Annotated in this window: 13 protein-coding genes; 6 read left to right on the top strand and 7 right to left on the bottom strand. The window is 56.4% G+C overall.

The features are described from left to right. The first annotated feature begins 155 nt into the window (after positions 1 to 155). The 3 genes from trbL to JQ848_RS04580 all read left to right on the top strand — a co-directional run bounded on the left by trbL (position 156) and on the right by JQ848_RS04580 (position 3837). Positions 156 to 1829 carry a P-type conjugative transfer protein TrbL gene (gene trbL, locus JQ848_RS04590; protein WP_003443313.1) on the top strand — a complete coding sequence of 558 codons (1674 nt, stop codon included), beginning with the start codon at positions 156 to 158 and terminating at the stop codon, positions 1827 to 1829. Further along, the gene (locus JQ848_RS04585; protein WP_047282256.1) at positions 1826 to 2140 is read left to right on the top strand and encodes a hypothetical protein; all 315 of its coding nucleotides are present in this window, start codon (positions 1826 to 1828) and stop codon (positions 2138 to 2140) included. The genes trbL and JQ848_RS04585 overlap by 4 nt, the downstream gene beginning before the upstream one ends. 719 nt (positions 2141 to 2859) lie before the next feature. Further along, positions 2860 to 3837 (top strand): IS5 family transposase, encoded by a 978-nt coding sequence (locus JQ848_RS04580; RefSeq protein ID WP_106117532.1) that lies wholly within the window; start codon positions 2860 to 2862, stop codon positions 3835 to 3837. 153 nt (positions 3838 to 3990) lie between these two features. Here JQ848_RS04580 and JQ848_RS04575 read toward each other — a convergent pair whose 3' ends face one another. Both JQ848_RS04575 and JQ848_RS04570 read right to left on the bottom strand, forming a co-directional pair. Continuing rightward, positions 3991 to 5103, bottom strand: a complete 1113-nt coding sequence (locus tag JQ848_RS04575; protein ID WP_003443324.1) for a replication initiator protein A — start codon at positions 5101 to 5103, stop codon at positions 3991 to 3993. A gap of 108 nt (positions 5104 to 5211) precedes the next feature. Continuing rightward, positions 5212 to 5439, bottom strand: coding sequence for a helix-turn-helix transcriptional regulator (locus JQ848_RS04570; RefSeq protein ID WP_003443325.1), 228 nt, complete (start codon positions 5437 to 5439; stop codon positions 5212 to 5214). A gap of 109 nt (positions 5440 to 5548) precedes the next feature. On the opposite strand from JQ848_RS04570, the gene JQ848_RS04565 reads away from it, so the two are divergent. Next, the gene (locus tag JQ848_RS04565) at positions 5549 to 6379 is read left to right on the top strand and encodes a helix-turn-helix domain-containing protein (protein ID WP_003443326.1); all 831 of its coding nucleotides are present in this window, start codon (positions 5549 to 5551) and stop codon (positions 6377 to 6379) included. Between the two features lie 23 nt (positions 6380 to 6402). Here the strand turns inward: JQ848_RS04565 and JQ848_RS04560 are convergent, their stop codons facing one another. From JQ848_RS04560 to JQ848_RS04540, 5 genes are all read right to left on the bottom strand, one after another. Continuing rightward, the gene (locus JQ848_RS04560) at positions 6403 to 7620 is read right to left on the bottom strand and encodes a tyrosine-type recombinase/integrase (protein WP_003443327.1); all 1218 of its coding nucleotides are present in this window, start codon (positions 7618 to 7620) and stop codon (positions 6403 to 6405) included. A gap of 307 nt (positions 7621 to 7927) precedes the next feature. After that, positions 7928 to 9505 carry a glutamine-hydrolyzing GMP synthase gene (guaA, locus tag JQ848_RS04555; RefSeq protein ID WP_003443331.1) on the bottom strand — a complete coding sequence of 526 codons (1578 nt, stop codon included), beginning with the start codon at positions 9503 to 9505 and terminating at the stop codon, positions 7928 to 7930. 103 nt (positions 9506 to 9608) lie between these two features. Continuing rightward, the gene (guaB, locus tag JQ848_RS04550; protein ID WP_003443333.1) at positions 9609 to 11078 is read right to left on the bottom strand and encodes an IMP dehydrogenase; all 1470 of its coding nucleotides are present in this window, start codon (positions 11076 to 11078) and stop codon (positions 9609 to 9611) included. 240 nt (positions 11079 to 11318) lie between these two features. After that, the gene (locus JQ848_RS04545) at positions 11319 to 11867 is read right to left on the bottom strand and encodes a hypothetical protein (protein WP_003443334.1); all 549 of its coding nucleotides are present in this window, start codon (positions 11865 to 11867) and stop codon (positions 11319 to 11321) included. A gap of 177 nt (positions 11868 to 12044) precedes the next feature. Beyond that, the gene (locus JQ848_RS04540) at positions 12045 to 12791 is read right to left on the bottom strand and encodes a sulfite exporter TauE/SafE family protein (protein WP_003443335.1); all 747 of its coding nucleotides are present in this window, start codon (positions 12789 to 12791) and stop codon (positions 12045 to 12047) included. Positions 12792 to 12870: 79 nt separating this feature from the next. Here JQ848_RS04540 and xseA point away from each other — a divergent pair, with 79 nt between their 5' ends. Next, the gene (xseA, locus tag JQ848_RS04535) at positions 12871 to 14250 is read left to right on the top strand and encodes an exodeoxyribonuclease VII large subunit (protein WP_202210306.1); all 1380 of its coding nucleotides are present in this window, start codon (positions 12871 to 12873) and stop codon (positions 14248 to 14250) included. A 3-nt stretch (positions 14251 to 14253) separates the two neighbouring features. After that, positions 14254 to 15078 carry a peptidoglycan DD-metalloendopeptidase family protein gene (locus JQ848_RS04530; RefSeq protein WP_003443337.1) on the top strand — a complete coding sequence of 275 codons (825 nt, stop codon included), beginning with the start codon at positions 14254 to 14256 and terminating at the stop codon, positions 15076 to 15078. Positions 15079 to 15233: the final 155 nt, after the last annotated feature.

Raw genomic sequence — 15233 nt, 5'->3', positions numbered from 1 at the left:
AGCATCTGGACTTGGAGGGGCAGCTCTGGTCGGCATCATATGTTCCATCTCTAATGACCGCATAGTGGTTACCGAAAAGATCAACCAGTCTCATGCCGCCGACAAACAATTCAATGAGCGCCCGAACAGTCGCGGTGGCGCCAAGGGGTACTGACATGCGCGTACCTATGATTGCTGGCTGCAGCGGACTATTTCTAATGCTGCTTGCAGGGAGTGCAGCTGCAGGAGTCGATCTAGCCCAAAGCGACACCTCAATGCAGGGCTTGCTGGACATGATTCTTGAGGCTTCTAACGAATGGGCCCCTCGCCTTCATGGCTATGCGGTGAACCTATTTTGGAGTCTGGCACTCATCCAGTTTGTGTGGACATTCTTCCCGATGGTATTCAAACAAGTCGACTTCGGCGAGCTAGTTGGCGAGCTAATCCGCTTCATCATGGTCATCGGTTTTTTCCTGATACTGCTCGATCACTCAACGGAGTGGGCAAGCGCGGTTGTGAACAGTTTCCGACAAGCTGGGGCACATGCAGCAGGCTTGCCAAGCCCTGAGCTAATGCCAGGAGATATGTTTGCGACGGCGGTCGAGTTTTCTCGTGCCATCCTGACCGGAATGAGCGTTTTCAACCCTTCGCAGAGTATCGTCGTTGCCTTGGCTGCCATCCTCGTTCTGATGGCTTTTGCTTTCATCGCGGCATTCATTTTTGTGACATTGGTCGAGGCTTATGTCGTTATCAACGCCTCTGTTCTATTCATGGCTTTCGGCGCATCGCAGTGGACACGGGAATACACGATGGCTGTTATTCGCTACGCAGTTTCCGTGGGTGCCAAGCTATTTATGGTGACGTTGATAGTCGGCTTGATTCTGACTGTCGCGAAGAAGTGGCAGGTTGCTTATACCAATGACGAAGCCTCTCTGATGACCTTGGTGGGGTTATCGCTGGTATGCGCCTACCTGACCAAGACCATTCCCGAACTGATCGCGGGCATGATTAGCGGCGTTTCTTCGGGTGGCGGCGGTGCGATTGGCGGCATGGCCGCGGCTGGTGTAGCTGGTGCAGCAGCCGCGGCGGCTACCATTGCCACGGCAGGCGCATTAGCTCCGGCAGCGGCCAGGGCAATCGGTGCGAGTGGTAGTGGTAGTGGCGCAAGTGTAGCGGCCGCGCCCGGGGGTATTGGCACCGGAGGTCTGGCCAGCGCAATCAACTCCAGCTTTGCCGGTGGTGGTGGCACAGCCAGCACTGGCGCTATTAGCTCGGGCCTCGGGTCCAGCACTGGCGGTAGTTCTGCCGCTAAATCAGCCGGAGCTAAAATCGGCGGTAGCGCCTCTAGTGGCCCTAGCGGCGGCAGCCCACTGACGCAGCCAAGCCAAGGCGTGCAGCAGGCAGCCAAAAAGGCGGCGAAAGCTGCGCTAGGCAACGGCGACGATTCCAAGGGCAAAGCCGCCGCGCAGCCGCAGACGAATCCACAAGAGGATCAGGGCGGCAGTAGTTTGCAATCGACCTTGCAAGCCTCTCAGCAGTACGCAGGAGGTGCGCAAGACAATGGTGGAGGGTTGTCTGCCCATAACGTGGCATCAGCCGCAACCCGAGCAGTTGGACTCATGGCCGCTATGTCTGTGCCCGGTATGGAGGGGACCGCAGGAATTTCGCTGGGCGCCGGTACTCCACAAGCTGTTCCTAACTCAGGTGGTGACAACGTGGACAACGGAGAAGGAAGGGAGCCTGCAAACGTAATACATGGAGCTGACTTGGCCACAGCTGCAGAAACTGAAAGCGGCACCAAAGAAGCGGCTCCGTCGCCTAAGACTCAATCACCGGGTGAACAATCATGATTGCAGACATTCTGTTTGGCTTTTTCATGCTGGGTAGCTTCTTCGTTCTTGGTGTAGGTTTCTGGGCGCTTGGACGACTTCTGCGAGCCAAAGGGCATGGCCCTTTACTAGATACGCTTGACGGACGTTACATCCGCCTACACGCGGAGGTGCAACTGGGGATGGTACCTGTGGGGATAAAGACATTTTCCGACTTGGGCGATCTTCATCTGTTGCCATTCTTTGGTTCCAGACGTCAACGCAAGCACCTCGACGAAATCCGGCTGGACCTGCTTGCTGAACAGCAGAGGCTCAACGAATCCAAGCATTGATGACATGCCCCGCTTTGCGGGGCTTTTTATTCCCGTCTATTACACACCACCAAGACTCTCTAGACCATCTTGTGCGAAGCCCGAGCCAGAAAGTGCGCCCTTGCATTGCCAATGAAATCACTGAATAGATCGAGAGCTCGTCCAGTGTGTTACGTAATAGTCGGTGCTGGCTGCTTGGCTGCCAAATTACCTGAAATCGCTCACATGCTCTCTTTTTGGTGTCCGTCGTTGCTCTCTACGATCTGTCTGGTGGCAGACCTGCCGGAATCTGGTTCGATGATATGGATGTGCGCTACGACGGCCGCAGTCGATCTCAAGCAACAGTTTGTGAGCGTAGGGAACGCTTTTTCATATCAGAGAGGGCAGGTGCTTAGAGGACGGACACTGCCAAAGCAAAATAGGCTTTAAGAGATTTAATAGATTTAAATAAAGATTTAGGAAGAAAAACGGTTTTATTACCCATTGATTTCAATCACTTACAACAATATGCAGTCCCTGATAGACGGTGATGCGCCCCCTAATAGACGGTGGATCAGCCCCTAATGGACGGTGAATGGCCCCCAATAGACGGTCTATCCACAGGAGTACACATTCAAACGGAAAAATGGCCATCTCCGGGCCTTTAGTGTTCTGGAGTACCGTCTATTAGGGAAACTCTGAAAAAGACTTCCAAGTCTGGTGAAATACGCCTGTCCCACGAACTGAACGGTTGAGCCCCGATGAAGCAAATGTCTTTCGCTGATGCCGAGTACGCAGGCAAACGTAAGCAGACCCGCCGTGAGCGTTTCCTGATTGAGATGGATCAGGTCGTGCCCTGGAAAGGCCTGATTACGTTGATCGAGCCGCATTATCCGAAGGGTGAAGGCGGTCGTCCGGCGTATCCGTTGATGGCCATACTGCGGGTTCATCTGATGCAAAACTGGTTCGGCTACAGCGACCCGGCGATGGAAGAGTCCCTCTACGAAACCACGATTCTGCGCCAGTTTGCCGGGCTGCATTTGGATCGGATTCCGGATGAAACCACTATCCTCAACTTCCGCCGGCTGTTGGAAAAACATGAGCTGGCCGGTGGGATTTTGCAGGTCATCAACGGCTATTTGGGCGACCGAGGTTTGCTGCTACGTCAAGGAACTGTGGTCGATGCGACGATCATTCATGCGCCCAGTTCGACCAAGAACAAGGACGGTAAACGCGACCCCGAAATGCACCAGACAAAGAAAGGAAATCAGTACTATTTCGGGATGAAATCGCACATCGGTGTCGATGCTGAATCCGGTCTGGTGCATAGCGTAGTGGGTACGGCGGCGAATGTGGCGGACGTGACTCAGGTCGATCAGTTGCTGCATGGCGAGGAAATTTACGTCTCTGGCGATGCCGGTTACACCGGCGTGGAGAAGCGTGCGGAGCATCAACATCGCCAGATGATCTGGTCGATCGCAGCGCGACCCAGCAGCTATAAGAAGCATGCAAAAAAGAGCCTGATCGGTCGCATGCGCCGCAAAATCGAATACGCGAAAGCCCAAGTCCGGGCCAAGGTTGAGCATCCCTTCCGGGTAATAAAGCGCCAGTTTGGTTATACGAAAGTCCGCTTCCGAGGCTTGGTGAAAAACACCGCGCAGCAGACCACACTGTTTGCCTTATCGAACCTTTGGATGATGCGAAAACGACTATTGAATGCAGGCGAGGTGCGCCTGTGATGTGGACAATGAGCCCTGAAAAGGTGCTCTTCCGCAAAAAATAGTGAACTGACAGGAGGAAAGGTCTGTTTTTCGATTAAGTCGGTGTTTTTTGCACCTCAGACAGCGAGACCGTTAAAAACGGCTGCTTACTTCAGACCTTCCTTAGGGACCTTATTTCAGTATTTTCTTATCTGATCGACGCATCATTACAAGCTGCGGCCCACTCAGGCCAACTTCTTCCACCAAGCCGTACTCGGGTAAATCATCTGTTGCGATGACCTTGCGCAGGTTCTCCGAGAACTTTTTGAGCGTCCCGGTGCTGCCGCTACGCGCATATAGAGTTTTAAATGCCCACTTTGCATCGTCTTTACCTGCGGCACGGCGCGCCAATCGGTAGACAAAACGCCCTATTCCCGATTCGATCAGGAAATAATCAGGGTGCACTGTCAGAATGTCCGGCTTTGCCCCCGAAGTGACTTCCCGATATATCCAGTTAGGTGCCTCAATCTCGACACTGGCCACCTTGCCGGTGTCAGTACGCGAAATTACGCGATAGTGGCTAATCAATCCCTCGGACTCTACCTCCCGCATGCTGCGCTTACCGTTTCGTGGGGAGCTTTCCCGCACGCTTTTGATAGTCGTACCTTTGAGGCGATCTAGAGCACCCTCTACTTCTTTAAATTGGCGGCTTCCGTCGCCCTTCCGGCAGAATTTCAAAATGTCAGACACGTGCGATTTGAACACACGACACGGCTTCTCACCCTTCCCTTCTCGGTAGCGATTCATAGCCTCTGTTAGATAAGAAATCAGCATTAGCACGATGTCATAATCCCAAATTGACGCCATGCCATATGGGCCAGCTGTGACCTCGACGTAACCGTCTGAAAGGTTGTAGCGGCTGATTTCTCCCGCCCGTTTTTTCTGCTTGGATATTCGGAACACAGCCACATCCATCATGCTGCGGCTATCGCGGGCGCTTACTTCGTACCGCGAAGGTACAACGGAATCAGCCTGCCTTTCGTGTTCACGCGGGCAAGGTATCGCCTTTTTAGCTGCAACTGGCGACCTTGGCGTTGGCAGATCCTGGCGTGGAGGCCTCTTTTTTTCTTCGGTACGCAGTCGCTCCTCTATTTCCCTAATCGACTCGCCCGGAAGTGCTGCGGCCTCCAGCTTCTTGCGGTACGCGGCGTGATTTTCTTCGATCCGTGACAACAGACTGCCAACTAGAAGTTGCCCATGGCCGCCGCTAGTCAAGGGATTGGCCCAGCATATGACGCGATGCATGCCAACAGCTCATCCCGCAATCAAGTTCAGATCCATCTACAACCGGCAGCATAAAACTCAGCACAAGCGGTTCATTCCCGGACACCGCCAGTACATCACTCGCCACGGCTAAACCCCCATTCCTGGGCGAATAGCGTGAGTGCCCGACGATTTGCGCGCGTCAATCCATTCTTCGATTTCAGTCAGATCCCACGCAACGTTCCGACTGGTTAGTGCGATACGGCGCGGGAACTCGCCCCGCTGCTCCATGTTGTAGATGGTGCGCTCAGCAAGCGGGATCATCGCGTGCAATTTCTTGCGGTTGATGAGCGTCTTACTCTTTGGCTTGTTCTCCATGAGGTCACTTTCCTTCAGAGTTATCAGATGCTTGACAATGCCTTCTAACGCCAGAATCAGGACGCAAAAAAGTTAGAATTTAGTTGTCATCCAGAGCTATCATCGGGCGATGGGAAAATATGAAAAAGCGTCGAGCACATACGATCCGCTTCTGAAAGTGCTGGTTAGAGAAAGCGATACATCGTCTGATCGCATCCGTGCGAAGTTGAGCAACCACTACGAGTGGTGCTTCTGCGAGCTATGCTGGCGATCTACCGAATATGCGATCAGCATGGCGGCGCCAAAGGTCTTCAAGCGTCTAAAACGCGGAAATATCAAAGCAGTGCCGCTAACAGAATCTATTCGTACAGAAGCCCGGAAAAAAACCGATACCTTGGTGGCTCGCTATGAACGAGCATTGAAGGGAGAGTTCGGCAAGTACGAACCCCCGCGCATGCTGGGGAGATACTGCGACATGCAGGAGTTGCGCGGGGACTTTTCGGTCGCAGCATTCCGTGAGCATGTGGAGCGCCGAATGCTGGTTTCTACTTGGGCACGCCACGGCGAATTACTGCGGCCTTCAGCCCTACCGGCCCATCCCGAGGGCGCAGCGAGACCGAGTAAACTCTACTGTGAAGTTCACAATCCGCGGCGTAGCGATGAAGCTCGCCGCGCTTACCAGCGCGACCGGAGGTTCACACTAGAGTATGAGGATTTAATTGAAAAAATCTGGTCCCAAGGAGCTGCCGTCCTCCCTAGGTGGGATATCGAGACATGGGCAGAAGTCAGGAAAAATGCCTATAACCAGCTCCAGGCACTCAAGTCACCAACAAGCTCAATGGATGATTTGTTAAACCAAGGCATTACGAATCAAGCGGAAATCGCCCGCCAACTTGGCGTATCACGCCAAGCAGTTTCTGCCGCCATCAAGCGACGGGGGCGAAAACAGGCAATGAGATAAAAACGACCGAAGCTCTAACTTGATTATCTGTAACCGTCGCCCGAACGGGGCCGATTGGCTGTCCACTCATCAATCATATCGGCCCAGTCCTGTAACATCGCAGTACGCTGCTCTCGATACTCGGCCTTGTTATAGACAGCCCTAACACCCTTCTGCTCGTGTGCAAGACATTTCTCAATCCAGTCTGAGTTGTAGCCCGCCTCGTGCAGCAGCGTGCTAGCTGTCCGTCTCAAATCATGCGGTCCGAACTTACTCAGCGGCTTCCCTTCTTTCTGCGCGAGCCGATAGCTCAGCGTCAGTACCTGATTGATGGTTGCGGTACTCATTGGCAGATCAGAATCGTACCGGGAAGGAAAGACGTATTCTGAACCACCGGCAAACGTCTTCAACGCGATGAAGAAATCCAGCACCTGCCGAGACAAGAACACCAAATGGGGGTTGCGTCGCTTCATCCGCTCTTTCGGAATGGTCCACAGGGCTTCACTAAAATTGATCTCATCCCAGGTGGCGTTGGTCAGCTCACTTTTTCGAACCATGGTGAGCAACAGCAGTTTAGCCGCCGCTCTCACGGAGGAGGCGGTGCCGATACGGTCCAAGTACTGGTACATCAACGCGATTTCGTCTGGACCCAAAGCGCGGTCACGAGGCTCAAATTTAGCGATGCTCGCAGAACGTACCAGATCGGCCGGGTTCTCGACCTTCTGGCCACGCTCAATCGCCCATCGGAAAACCTGCATTACGATCTCACGGGAGTGCACCGCCGTTGCTGGAGCACCTCGCTCCACGATTGCATCGGTCAGCGCTCGCAGGTCCTCATGGTTGATTTCCACCAGCTTCTGATTACCAAACTTCGGTTTCAGCTCACGCTCATAAACAGAGCGCCGCATATCACGGGTCGAGTCAGCCATCTGATACCCGCGAAGCCATTTCTCGGCCCAGGCATCAAACGTTTCTGCTCCCTTGCTACGTGCCTTGTCACGGGCTTTCTCCTTGGCAGGTGACTTGCCAGCCGCAACCATCTTTTTGGCTTCACCAAGCCGCTCTCGCGCTTCTGCAAGCGTGATTCCACCTACACCATAGCGACCAAACGTGATCGTCTCCTGTCGTCCATTGATGGAGTAGTTGTAGCGAAACGAGATTGCGCCCGCAGCCGTGACAGCTACGTAAAGTCCATCACGGTCGTTCACTTTGTAGAGTTTTTCTTTCGGTTTGAGATTACGTAGCTTGGTATCGGTCAGCATGAGGCTCGCGAATTCCGTTCAAAAAATACCATGCTCAGAAACACACCCAAAACCGCGAGAAAACTCAATAAAACCGGGTGGATTATGAGTCTTGATACCATGCCCTTACCCACAAAGGCGACATGGTATCGAACACCGAGCATGGCATTTGGCTCAGTCAATGCCCCGTACCATGCCACATAAACACGGTGCTTGGCGATGCACAAAGCTGCCAGAACTTGCCAGACCCAAAAAACCAAAAGCCCGCAATTACGCGGGCTTCAGGGTGTTTCTTGCTAGTTGGTGCCGGTCAGTGCCGGACGTCCAATCATTCCCACTCAATCGTTGCCGGCGGCTTGCTCGACACGTCGTAAGTAACGCGGGAGATGCCTTCGATTTCGTTGATGATGCGACCGCTGACGGTTTCAAGCAGCTCGTAAGGCAGGTGTGCCCAACGCGCGGTCATGAAGTCGATGGTTTCAACGGCACGCAGGGCTACAACCCAGGCGTAACGACGGCCATCACCTACCACGCCAACCGATTTCACCGGCTGGAACACCACGAATGCCTGGCTGACTTTGTGATACCAGTCGGCCTTGCGCAGCTCTTCGATGAAGATGTGGTCAGCACGACGCAGAATGTCGGCGTATTCCTTCTTCACTTCACCCAGGATGCGCACGCCCAGACCCGGGCCCGGGAACGGGTGACGGTAGACCATGTCGTAAGGCAGGCCGAGTTCCAGACCCAGACGGCGGACTTCGTCCTTGAACAGTTCGCGCAGAGGCTCGACCAGTTTGAGGTTCATCTCGTCCGGCAGGCCGCCCACGTTGTGGTGCGACTTGATGACGTGAGCCTTGCCGCTTTTGGCGCCAGCCGACTCGATCACGTCCGGGTAGATGGTGCCCTGGGCCAGGTACTTGATGTTGTCCAGCTTGCAGGATTCGGCATCGAACACGTCGATGAAGGTACGGCCGATGATCTTGCGCTTTTTCTCCGGATCGCTTTCGCCAGCCAGGTTGTTCAGGAACTGGTCCGCCGCGTTGGCGCGGATCACTTTAACGCCCATGTTCTCGGCGAACATGGCCATTACCTGCTCACCTTCGTGCAAACGCAGCAAGCCGTTGTCCACGAATACGCAGGTCAGCTGATCGCCGATCGCCTTGTGCAGCAATGCCGCAACCACCGAAGAGTCAACGCCGCCGGACAGGCCGAGCAATACGTTGTCAGTGCCGACCTGGGCGCGGATGTTGGCGATTGCGTCTTCAGCGATTTTCGACGGCGTCCACAGGGCTTCGCAGCCGCAGATGTCGAGGATAAAGCGCGACAGGATGCGGCCGCCTTGCTTGGTGTGGGTCACTTCCGGGTGGAACTGCACGCCGTAGTAGCCGCGGGCATCGTTGAACATGCCGGCAATCGGGCAGCTCGGGGTGCTGGCCAGAATGTGGAAGTCGGATGGCATTCTGGTGACCTTGTCACCGTGGCTCATCCACACATCCAGACCGAACAGGCCGTCAGCGTCGATGTGGTCTTCAATGCCGTCGAGCAGGCGGCTTTTGCCGACTACGTCTACGCGGGCATAACCGAACTCGCGCAGCTCGGAACCTTCAACCTTGCCGCCCAGTTGCTCGGCCATGGTCTGCATGCCGTAGCAGATACCGAAAACCGGTACGCCCAGGTCAAACACGGCTTGTGGCGCGCGCGGGCTGTCGGCTTCGTGCACGGATTCCGGGCCACCGGCAAGGATGATGCCTTTAGGTGCGAATTCGCGGATCGCTGCGTCATCCATGTCGAACGGGTGCAGTTCGCAGTAAACGCCGATTTCGCGCACGCGACGGGCGATCAGCTGGGTGTACTGGGAACCGAAGTCCAGAATCAGGATACGGTGAGCGTGAATGTCGAGGGCCATGACAAAATCTCGATTAATTTCAGAAACGACACGGGGCTGAATCAAACAGCCCCGGTGACTTAATTCGTATCGCACCCGGGTTTTGACCCGGATGCGATCACTATCAACTTACGCGATAGTTTGGCGCTTCCTTGGTGATCTGCACGTCGTGGACGTGGGATTCAGCCATACCGGCGCCGGTGATGCGTACAAACTCGGGCTTGGTGCGCATTTGTTCGATGTCGGCACAGCCGGTGTAACCCATCGAAGAACGCAGACCGCCCATCAGTTGGTGCACGATTGCGGTCAAAGAACCTTTGTACGCCACGCGACCTTCGATGCCTTCCGGCACCAGCTTCTCGGCACCCGCAGAGGAGTCCTGGAAGTAACGGTCGGAGGAACCCTGGGATTGCGACATCGCACCCAGCGAACCCATACCGCGGTAGGCCTTGTAAGAACGGCCCTGGTACAGCTCGATTTCGCCCGGTGCTTCTTCAGTACCGGCAAACATCGAACCCATCATCACGCAGGATGCACCGGCGACGATGGCCTTGGACAGGTCACCCGAGAAGCGGATGCCGCCGTCGGCGATCAATGGTACACCGCTGCCTTCAAGGGCTGCGGCTACATTGGCAATGGCACTGATTTGCGGCACGCCGACACCGGCAACGATACGGGTGGTGCAGATCGAACCAGGACCGATACCGACCTTGACCGCATCGGCACCGGCTTCAGCCAGGGCCAGGGCAGCAGCGCCAGTGGCGATGTTGCCGCCAATTACCTGTACTTCAGGAAAGGTTTGCTTGACCCAGCGAACACGGTCGATCACGCCTTTGGAGTGGCCGTGCGCGGTGTCGACAACCACCACGTCAACGCCTGCAGCCACGAGGGCGGCAACACGGTCGGCGGTGTCTTTGCCGGTTCCCACTGCCGCGCCTACACGCAGACGACCCTGGTCGTCCTTGCTGGCCAGCGGGTAAGCCTTGGCTTTTTCGATGTCGTTGACGGTCATCATGCCTTTAAGGGCAAATTTGTCGTCGACGATCAGTACGCGCTCGATGCGGTGCTTGTGCAACAGCTCGCGGGCTTCGTTCTTGTCGGCGCCTTCCTTGACCGTGACCAGACGCTCTTTAGGCGTCATCACTTCACGAACGGTGGCTTCCAGACGGTTTTCGAAACGCACGTCACGGGACGTCACGATGCCGACCAGGTCGCCATTGTGCAGTACAGGAACGCCGGAGATGTTGTGCAGGCGGGTCAGTTCGAACAGTTCGCGAACAGTGGCATCGGCTTCGATAGTGATGGGTTCTTTAACCACACCGGCTTCGTAGCGCTTCACTTTGCGCACTTCGTGAGCTTGCTGCTCGATGGTCATGTTCTTGTGGATGATGCCGATACCGCCTTCCTGAGCCATGGCGATTGCCAGACGGGCTTCAGTCACGGTGTCCATTGCAGCGGAAACCAGAGGAATATTCAGTTCAATGCCACGGGTCAAACGAGTCTTAAGGCTGACTTCGTTCGGGAGAACCTCGGAATAACCGGGGACGAGAAGGATGTCATCGAATGTGAGTGCTTCTTGGCTGATACGCAGCATCGCTGGGGCTCCCGAGCGGGAAAATGGAAGCGCGTTATTGTACTCAAAACACCTTCATCTCTCAACGGAAACCTTTAGAGAGTTTTGCGCTAAAGGCCATGATTTATTGACTCCCAGGGCAGATTCCAGATGATAGTACGGCCTTGATTCCTGCAGGAGCCGGCTTGCCGGCGATTCAGACGGCCCGGCGGGCAGAGCCAGCTCAGCGATGCTATCGCTGGCAAGTCAGCTCCCACAGCTTCAGAGCTCGACCTTGACCCACGCCACCGGCTGGTCGAGCCAGTCGGCGAATTCGTCGAGGAAGCTCTGTTTGAAGCCCGCCTCGGCCCAGTTGTTGAAAATGAAGCCCAGATTGGAGAATGCGCACGGCTGCAGGAACAGAAAACCGTTGATGTCATCTTCATGGGCGCACAGCGGACAAATGAAGTTGTCGGTTCGGCCCGGCATCCACTCTTCCAGGCTTTCGAACAGCGCTTCACCGACTTCCTTGCGGCATTCGGCACAGCCTGCCTCTTCGAGAAACCCCTTGGCCGGGGTGTAGATGCAGCGCTTGGTGATGATTTCCAGACCATTGACCGGCTGACCGAACGGCAGCGCTTCAGGGTGCAGCACCACACTGGCGGCGCCCGGCGCGATGGCGTAGGCCATACGGCTGCCGCCGCGGCCACAGGTGCTCAGCTCTTGCTCAATGATGTTCTTGCGCACCAGCCAGCGCACGATGGCCCGGGCCCGGGGTTCGTGAACCGGCAAGGTGGATATTCTGGGAACGATGATGCTTTGCGAATTCATGGGTACGGCACATGTACGTGAGATGGAAGCAGCACACATAACCTGCGGGAGCCGGGCTAGCCCGCGATGGCACCATCGCGCTCAAGCCATAAACCGGGCAATTTTTTGCATCGCCGGCAAGCCAGCTCCCACAGGAGATAGCGTTTGGTGCGCAGCTTAATGCCTCACCGTGGCAGGTCAAGCACTCAGATAACGCGCAATCAACGCAATCCCGCTGGCCAGTACCAGCCATGTGACCAGCCGCACAAAGGCTTCGCGAGACAATTTGCGGGTCAATCGGCGACCGATCCACAAGCCCAGCGCCATCGCCGGCAACAGACAAGCGGCAAGCAACAGCAGCGCACCATCGGCATAGACGCCAGCAATTACAAACAGGCCCAGGCGCACCATTGTGCTGCAACTGATCAACGCACTTTGCGTTGCCCGCGCAGCATCCTTGGGCAAGCGCGCATTCAGATACAGCGCGTATAGAAAGCCGCCACTGCCAAACAACGCACCAAACAGACCGCCCGTAATACCGGTGGGAATAGCCCAGCCTGCAGCTACCCGACCCGGGCGCACCGTCACTGCCAAGCTATAAATCGCATAGGCGGTAATGAAAATACCCATCAACAGCAACAACAGATCTGACTTCAGATTGAGCAAAAACACTACCCCGACCGTGCAGCCCAGCGCCATGCACGGCAACAATCGCAACAATTCGGGGCGGGCTACATCACGTCGCGCGGGCAGCCAGTTGCCAAAGGCCGCGACAAAATCCAGCAGTACCAGCAACGGGATGATTTTCGATAACGGCAGGCACAGGATCAAAATCGGTCCGGCCACCAACGCCGTGCCAAACCCCGCGACTCCGAACACGATATAGGCCAGAGCAATGCCCAGCTCGATCAACACCCACTCGGCACCGGTAAAAGGCAAGTCCATGGCTTTTCATCCTTGTTTTAGTGGCGCGACTTTAACCAGACAGGTGCAGTGATAACAATCCACCCTTATGATGGCGCGCATGATTAAAGATCCTTTTGCACGACTCAACCTCGACCGAGAAGTCCTGACTGTCAGCCAGCTCAATGGCCGGGCGCGGGTCTTGCTCGAAGACGTGTTCAGCAACATCTGGGTAGAGGGCGAAATCTCCAACCTCGCCCGCCCGGCCTCCGGCCATGTTTACTTCACCCTCAAAGACAGCGGCGCCCAAGTGCGCTGTGCACTGTTTCGCAATAACGCAGCCCGGGTGCGCCAGGCACTCAAGGATGGCCTGGCAGTAAAGGTGCGCGGCAAGGTTTCGCTGTTTGAAGGCCGCGGTGATTACCAGTTGATTCTCGATACGGTTGAGCCGGCTGGCGATGGCGCGCTGCGACTGGCCTTCGATGCTCTGAAAGAAAAACTCGGCGCCGAAGGCCTGTTCAGTGCCGAGCGCAAGGTGCCCTTGCCGGCTCATCCGCAACGGATCGGAATTATCAGCTCACCTACCGGAGCGGTGATTCGCGACATCATCAGCGTGTTCCGCCGCCGCGCGCCGCAAGTTGAGCTGACCCTGATTCCCACCGCGGTACAGGGCCGAGAAGCCACGGCGCAAATTGTCCGGGCACTCAAGTTAGCCGATGCCCGGGGGTTCGACGCGCTGATCCTGGCCCGTGGCGGCGGCTCGCTGGAAGACCTGTGGTGTTTTAACGAAGAAGCCGTGGCCCGCGCCGTGGATGCCTGCGTCACCCCTATCGTCAGTGCGATCGGGCACGAAACCGATGTTTCGATCAGCGACTTTGTCGCCGACGTGCGCGCGCCAACGCCATCGGCTGCCGCGGAGTTGCTGGCCCCGGACTCCAGCGACCTGCAACGGCGTATCGACAGCCTGCATCGACGTCTGGTGATGCGTATCCGCGACCGCTTGATGCGTGACCGCCTGCGCCTGGATGGTCTGGCCCGCCGCCTGCGCCACCCGGGCGAGCGGCTGCGCCAGCAGGCCCAGCGCCTGGATGACCTGGACATGCGCATGCGCCGCGCCTTTGAGCGCAGCCTCAATACCCGTCGCGAACGCTTGATCCGGCTCGAAACGCGGCTGGCAGCGCAGCATCCGGGCCGGCAACTGGCCCTGCTGCGCCAGCGCCTGGACAGCCTGGCCGAGCGCTTGCAACGGGCCATTGGGGAAGGCCTCAAAAGCCGGCGCCTGCAACTGCAAAGCCAGATCCAGACCTTGCATGTGGTGAGCCCGCTGGCCACCCTGGGCCGGGGTTACAGCATCTTGCTGGATGAACGCGGCAACGCCATCCGCAGCGCCACACAAACCCGTCCCGGCCAGCGCTTGCAGGCCAGGCTGGGCGAAGGCCAGTTGCTTGTACGCGTGGAGGACAACCACCTCACGCCTGTCACCCTTTCATTACTGGATTGATCGATGCCGCGTTTTCTCTCTGCACTATTGCTGCTGTGTCTGACCTGTAACGCTCACGCAGCCGACAGCTACATCACCCGCTTGCTGAACAAGCCGGTACCGGGCGGAGTTGCCGTCATTGAACTGGGCACCGGCGCCCAGCCCCCCAAGGCCAGCTATCAAGGCAAGCCGGTGCTGGTGGTCAAGGAGCAAGACACATGGCGAGCGATCGTCGGTATCCCCTTGACCGTAAAGCCCGGCCCCCAGCAGATCAGCTCCGCCGGACGTGACCTGAGTTTCACGGTCGGCAGCAAGAAATACCCTGAACAGCGCATTACCCTGAAGAACAAGCGCCAGGTCAATCCGAACCCGGATGACATCAAGCGTATCGACAACGAACTGGCAGTGCAGCTCAAGGCGTACCGCACGTTCAGCCCCAATACTCCGAGCAACCTGTTGCTGGACAAACCGGTCAACGGGCCGCTGTCGAGCAAGTTCGGCGTGCGTCGCTTCTTCAACGGCGAAGAACGCAATCCCCATGCGGGACTGGACTTCGCTGTGCCCGCGGGCACCCCGATCAAGACCCCTGCCGCTGGCAAAGTGATTCTGATCGGCAATTACTTCTTCAACGGCAACACCGTCTTTGTTGACCATGGCCAGGGGTTTATCAGCATGTTCTGCCATATGTCGAAGATCGACACCAAGGTGGGCCAGCAATTGGCACGGGGTGATGTGGTGGGCAAAGTGGGCTCGACCGGACGTGCTACCGGTCCGCACATGCACTGGAATGTCAGCCTGAACGATGCCCGGGTCGATCCGGCGATTTTCATTGGTGCGTTCCAACCCTGATCCGGCCCTTGCAAGAGGCGGCTGCTCGCAGCATCAGACGCCTTACAGTCGCCAACCCGCGCAATAATAATTACCGCAGCGATAAATAACCGCAATAAATGCTCGAATATTGACCATATTCGAGCAGTTCTCTCAATGTTTTTTCGTCGCTTGCC

This window comes from Pseudomonas paraversuta, from assembly GCF_904067025.1.
Classification (GTDB): Bacteria; Pseudomonadota; Gammaproteobacteria; order Pseudomonadales; family Pseudomonadaceae; genus Aquipseudomonas; species Aquipseudomonas paraversuta.
Note: the sequence above shows the minus strand (reverse complement) of the source record. Positions and strands in the feature narration are given on the sequence as shown.

What these genes read in the sequence shown, in the direction of transcription:
- trbL (WP_003443313.1), top strand. Translation starts at nt 156, where the DNA reads ATGCGCGTACCTATGATTGCTGGCTGCAGCGGACTATTTCTAATGCTG.
- JQ848_RS04585 (WP_047282256.1), top strand. Translation starts at nt 1,826, where the DNA reads ATGATTGCAGACATTCTGTTTGGCTTTTTCATGCTGGGTAGCTTCTTC.
- JQ848_RS04580 (WP_106117532.1), top strand. Translation starts at nt 2,860, where the DNA reads ATGAAGCAAATGTCTTTCGCTGATGCCGAGTACGCAGGCAAACGTAAG.
- JQ848_RS04575 (WP_003443324.1), bottom strand. Translation starts at nt 5,103, where the DNA reads ATGCATCGCGTCATATGCTGGGCCAATCCCTTGACTAGCGGCGGCCAT.
- JQ848_RS04570 (WP_003443325.1), bottom strand. Translation starts at nt 5,439, where the DNA reads ATGGAGAACAAGCCAAAGAGTAAGACGCTCATCAACCGCAAGAAATTG.
- JQ848_RS04565 (WP_003443326.1), top strand. Translation starts at nt 5,549, where the DNA reads ATGGGAAAATATGAAAAAGCGTCGAGCACATACGATCCGCTTCTGAAA.
- JQ848_RS04560 (WP_003443327.1), bottom strand. Translation starts at nt 7,620, where the DNA reads ATGCTGACCGATACCAAGCTACGTAATCTCAAACCGAAAGAAAAACTC.
- guaA (WP_003443331.1), bottom strand. Translation starts at nt 9,505, where the DNA reads ATGGCCCTCGACATTCACGCTCACCGTATCCTGATTCTGGACTTCGGT.
- guaB (WP_003443333.1), bottom strand. Translation starts at nt 11,078, where the DNA reads ATGCTGCGTATCAGCCAAGAAGCACTCACATTCGATGACATCCTTCTC.
- JQ848_RS04545 (WP_003443334.1), bottom strand. Translation starts at nt 11,867, where the DNA reads ATGAATTCGCAAAGCATCATCGTTCCCAGAATATCCACCTTGCCGGTT.
- JQ848_RS04540 (WP_003443335.1), bottom strand. Translation starts at nt 12,791, where the DNA reads ATGGACTTGCCTTTTACCGGTGCCGAGTGGGTGTTGATCGAGCTGGGC.
- xseA (WP_202210306.1), top strand. Translation starts at nt 12,871, where the DNA reads ATGATTAAAGATCCTTTTGCACGACTCAACCTCGACCGAGAAGTCCTG.
- JQ848_RS04530 (WP_003443337.1), top strand. Translation starts at nt 14,254, where the DNA reads ATGCCGCGTTTTCTCTCTGCACTATTGCTGCTGTGTCTGACCTGTAAC.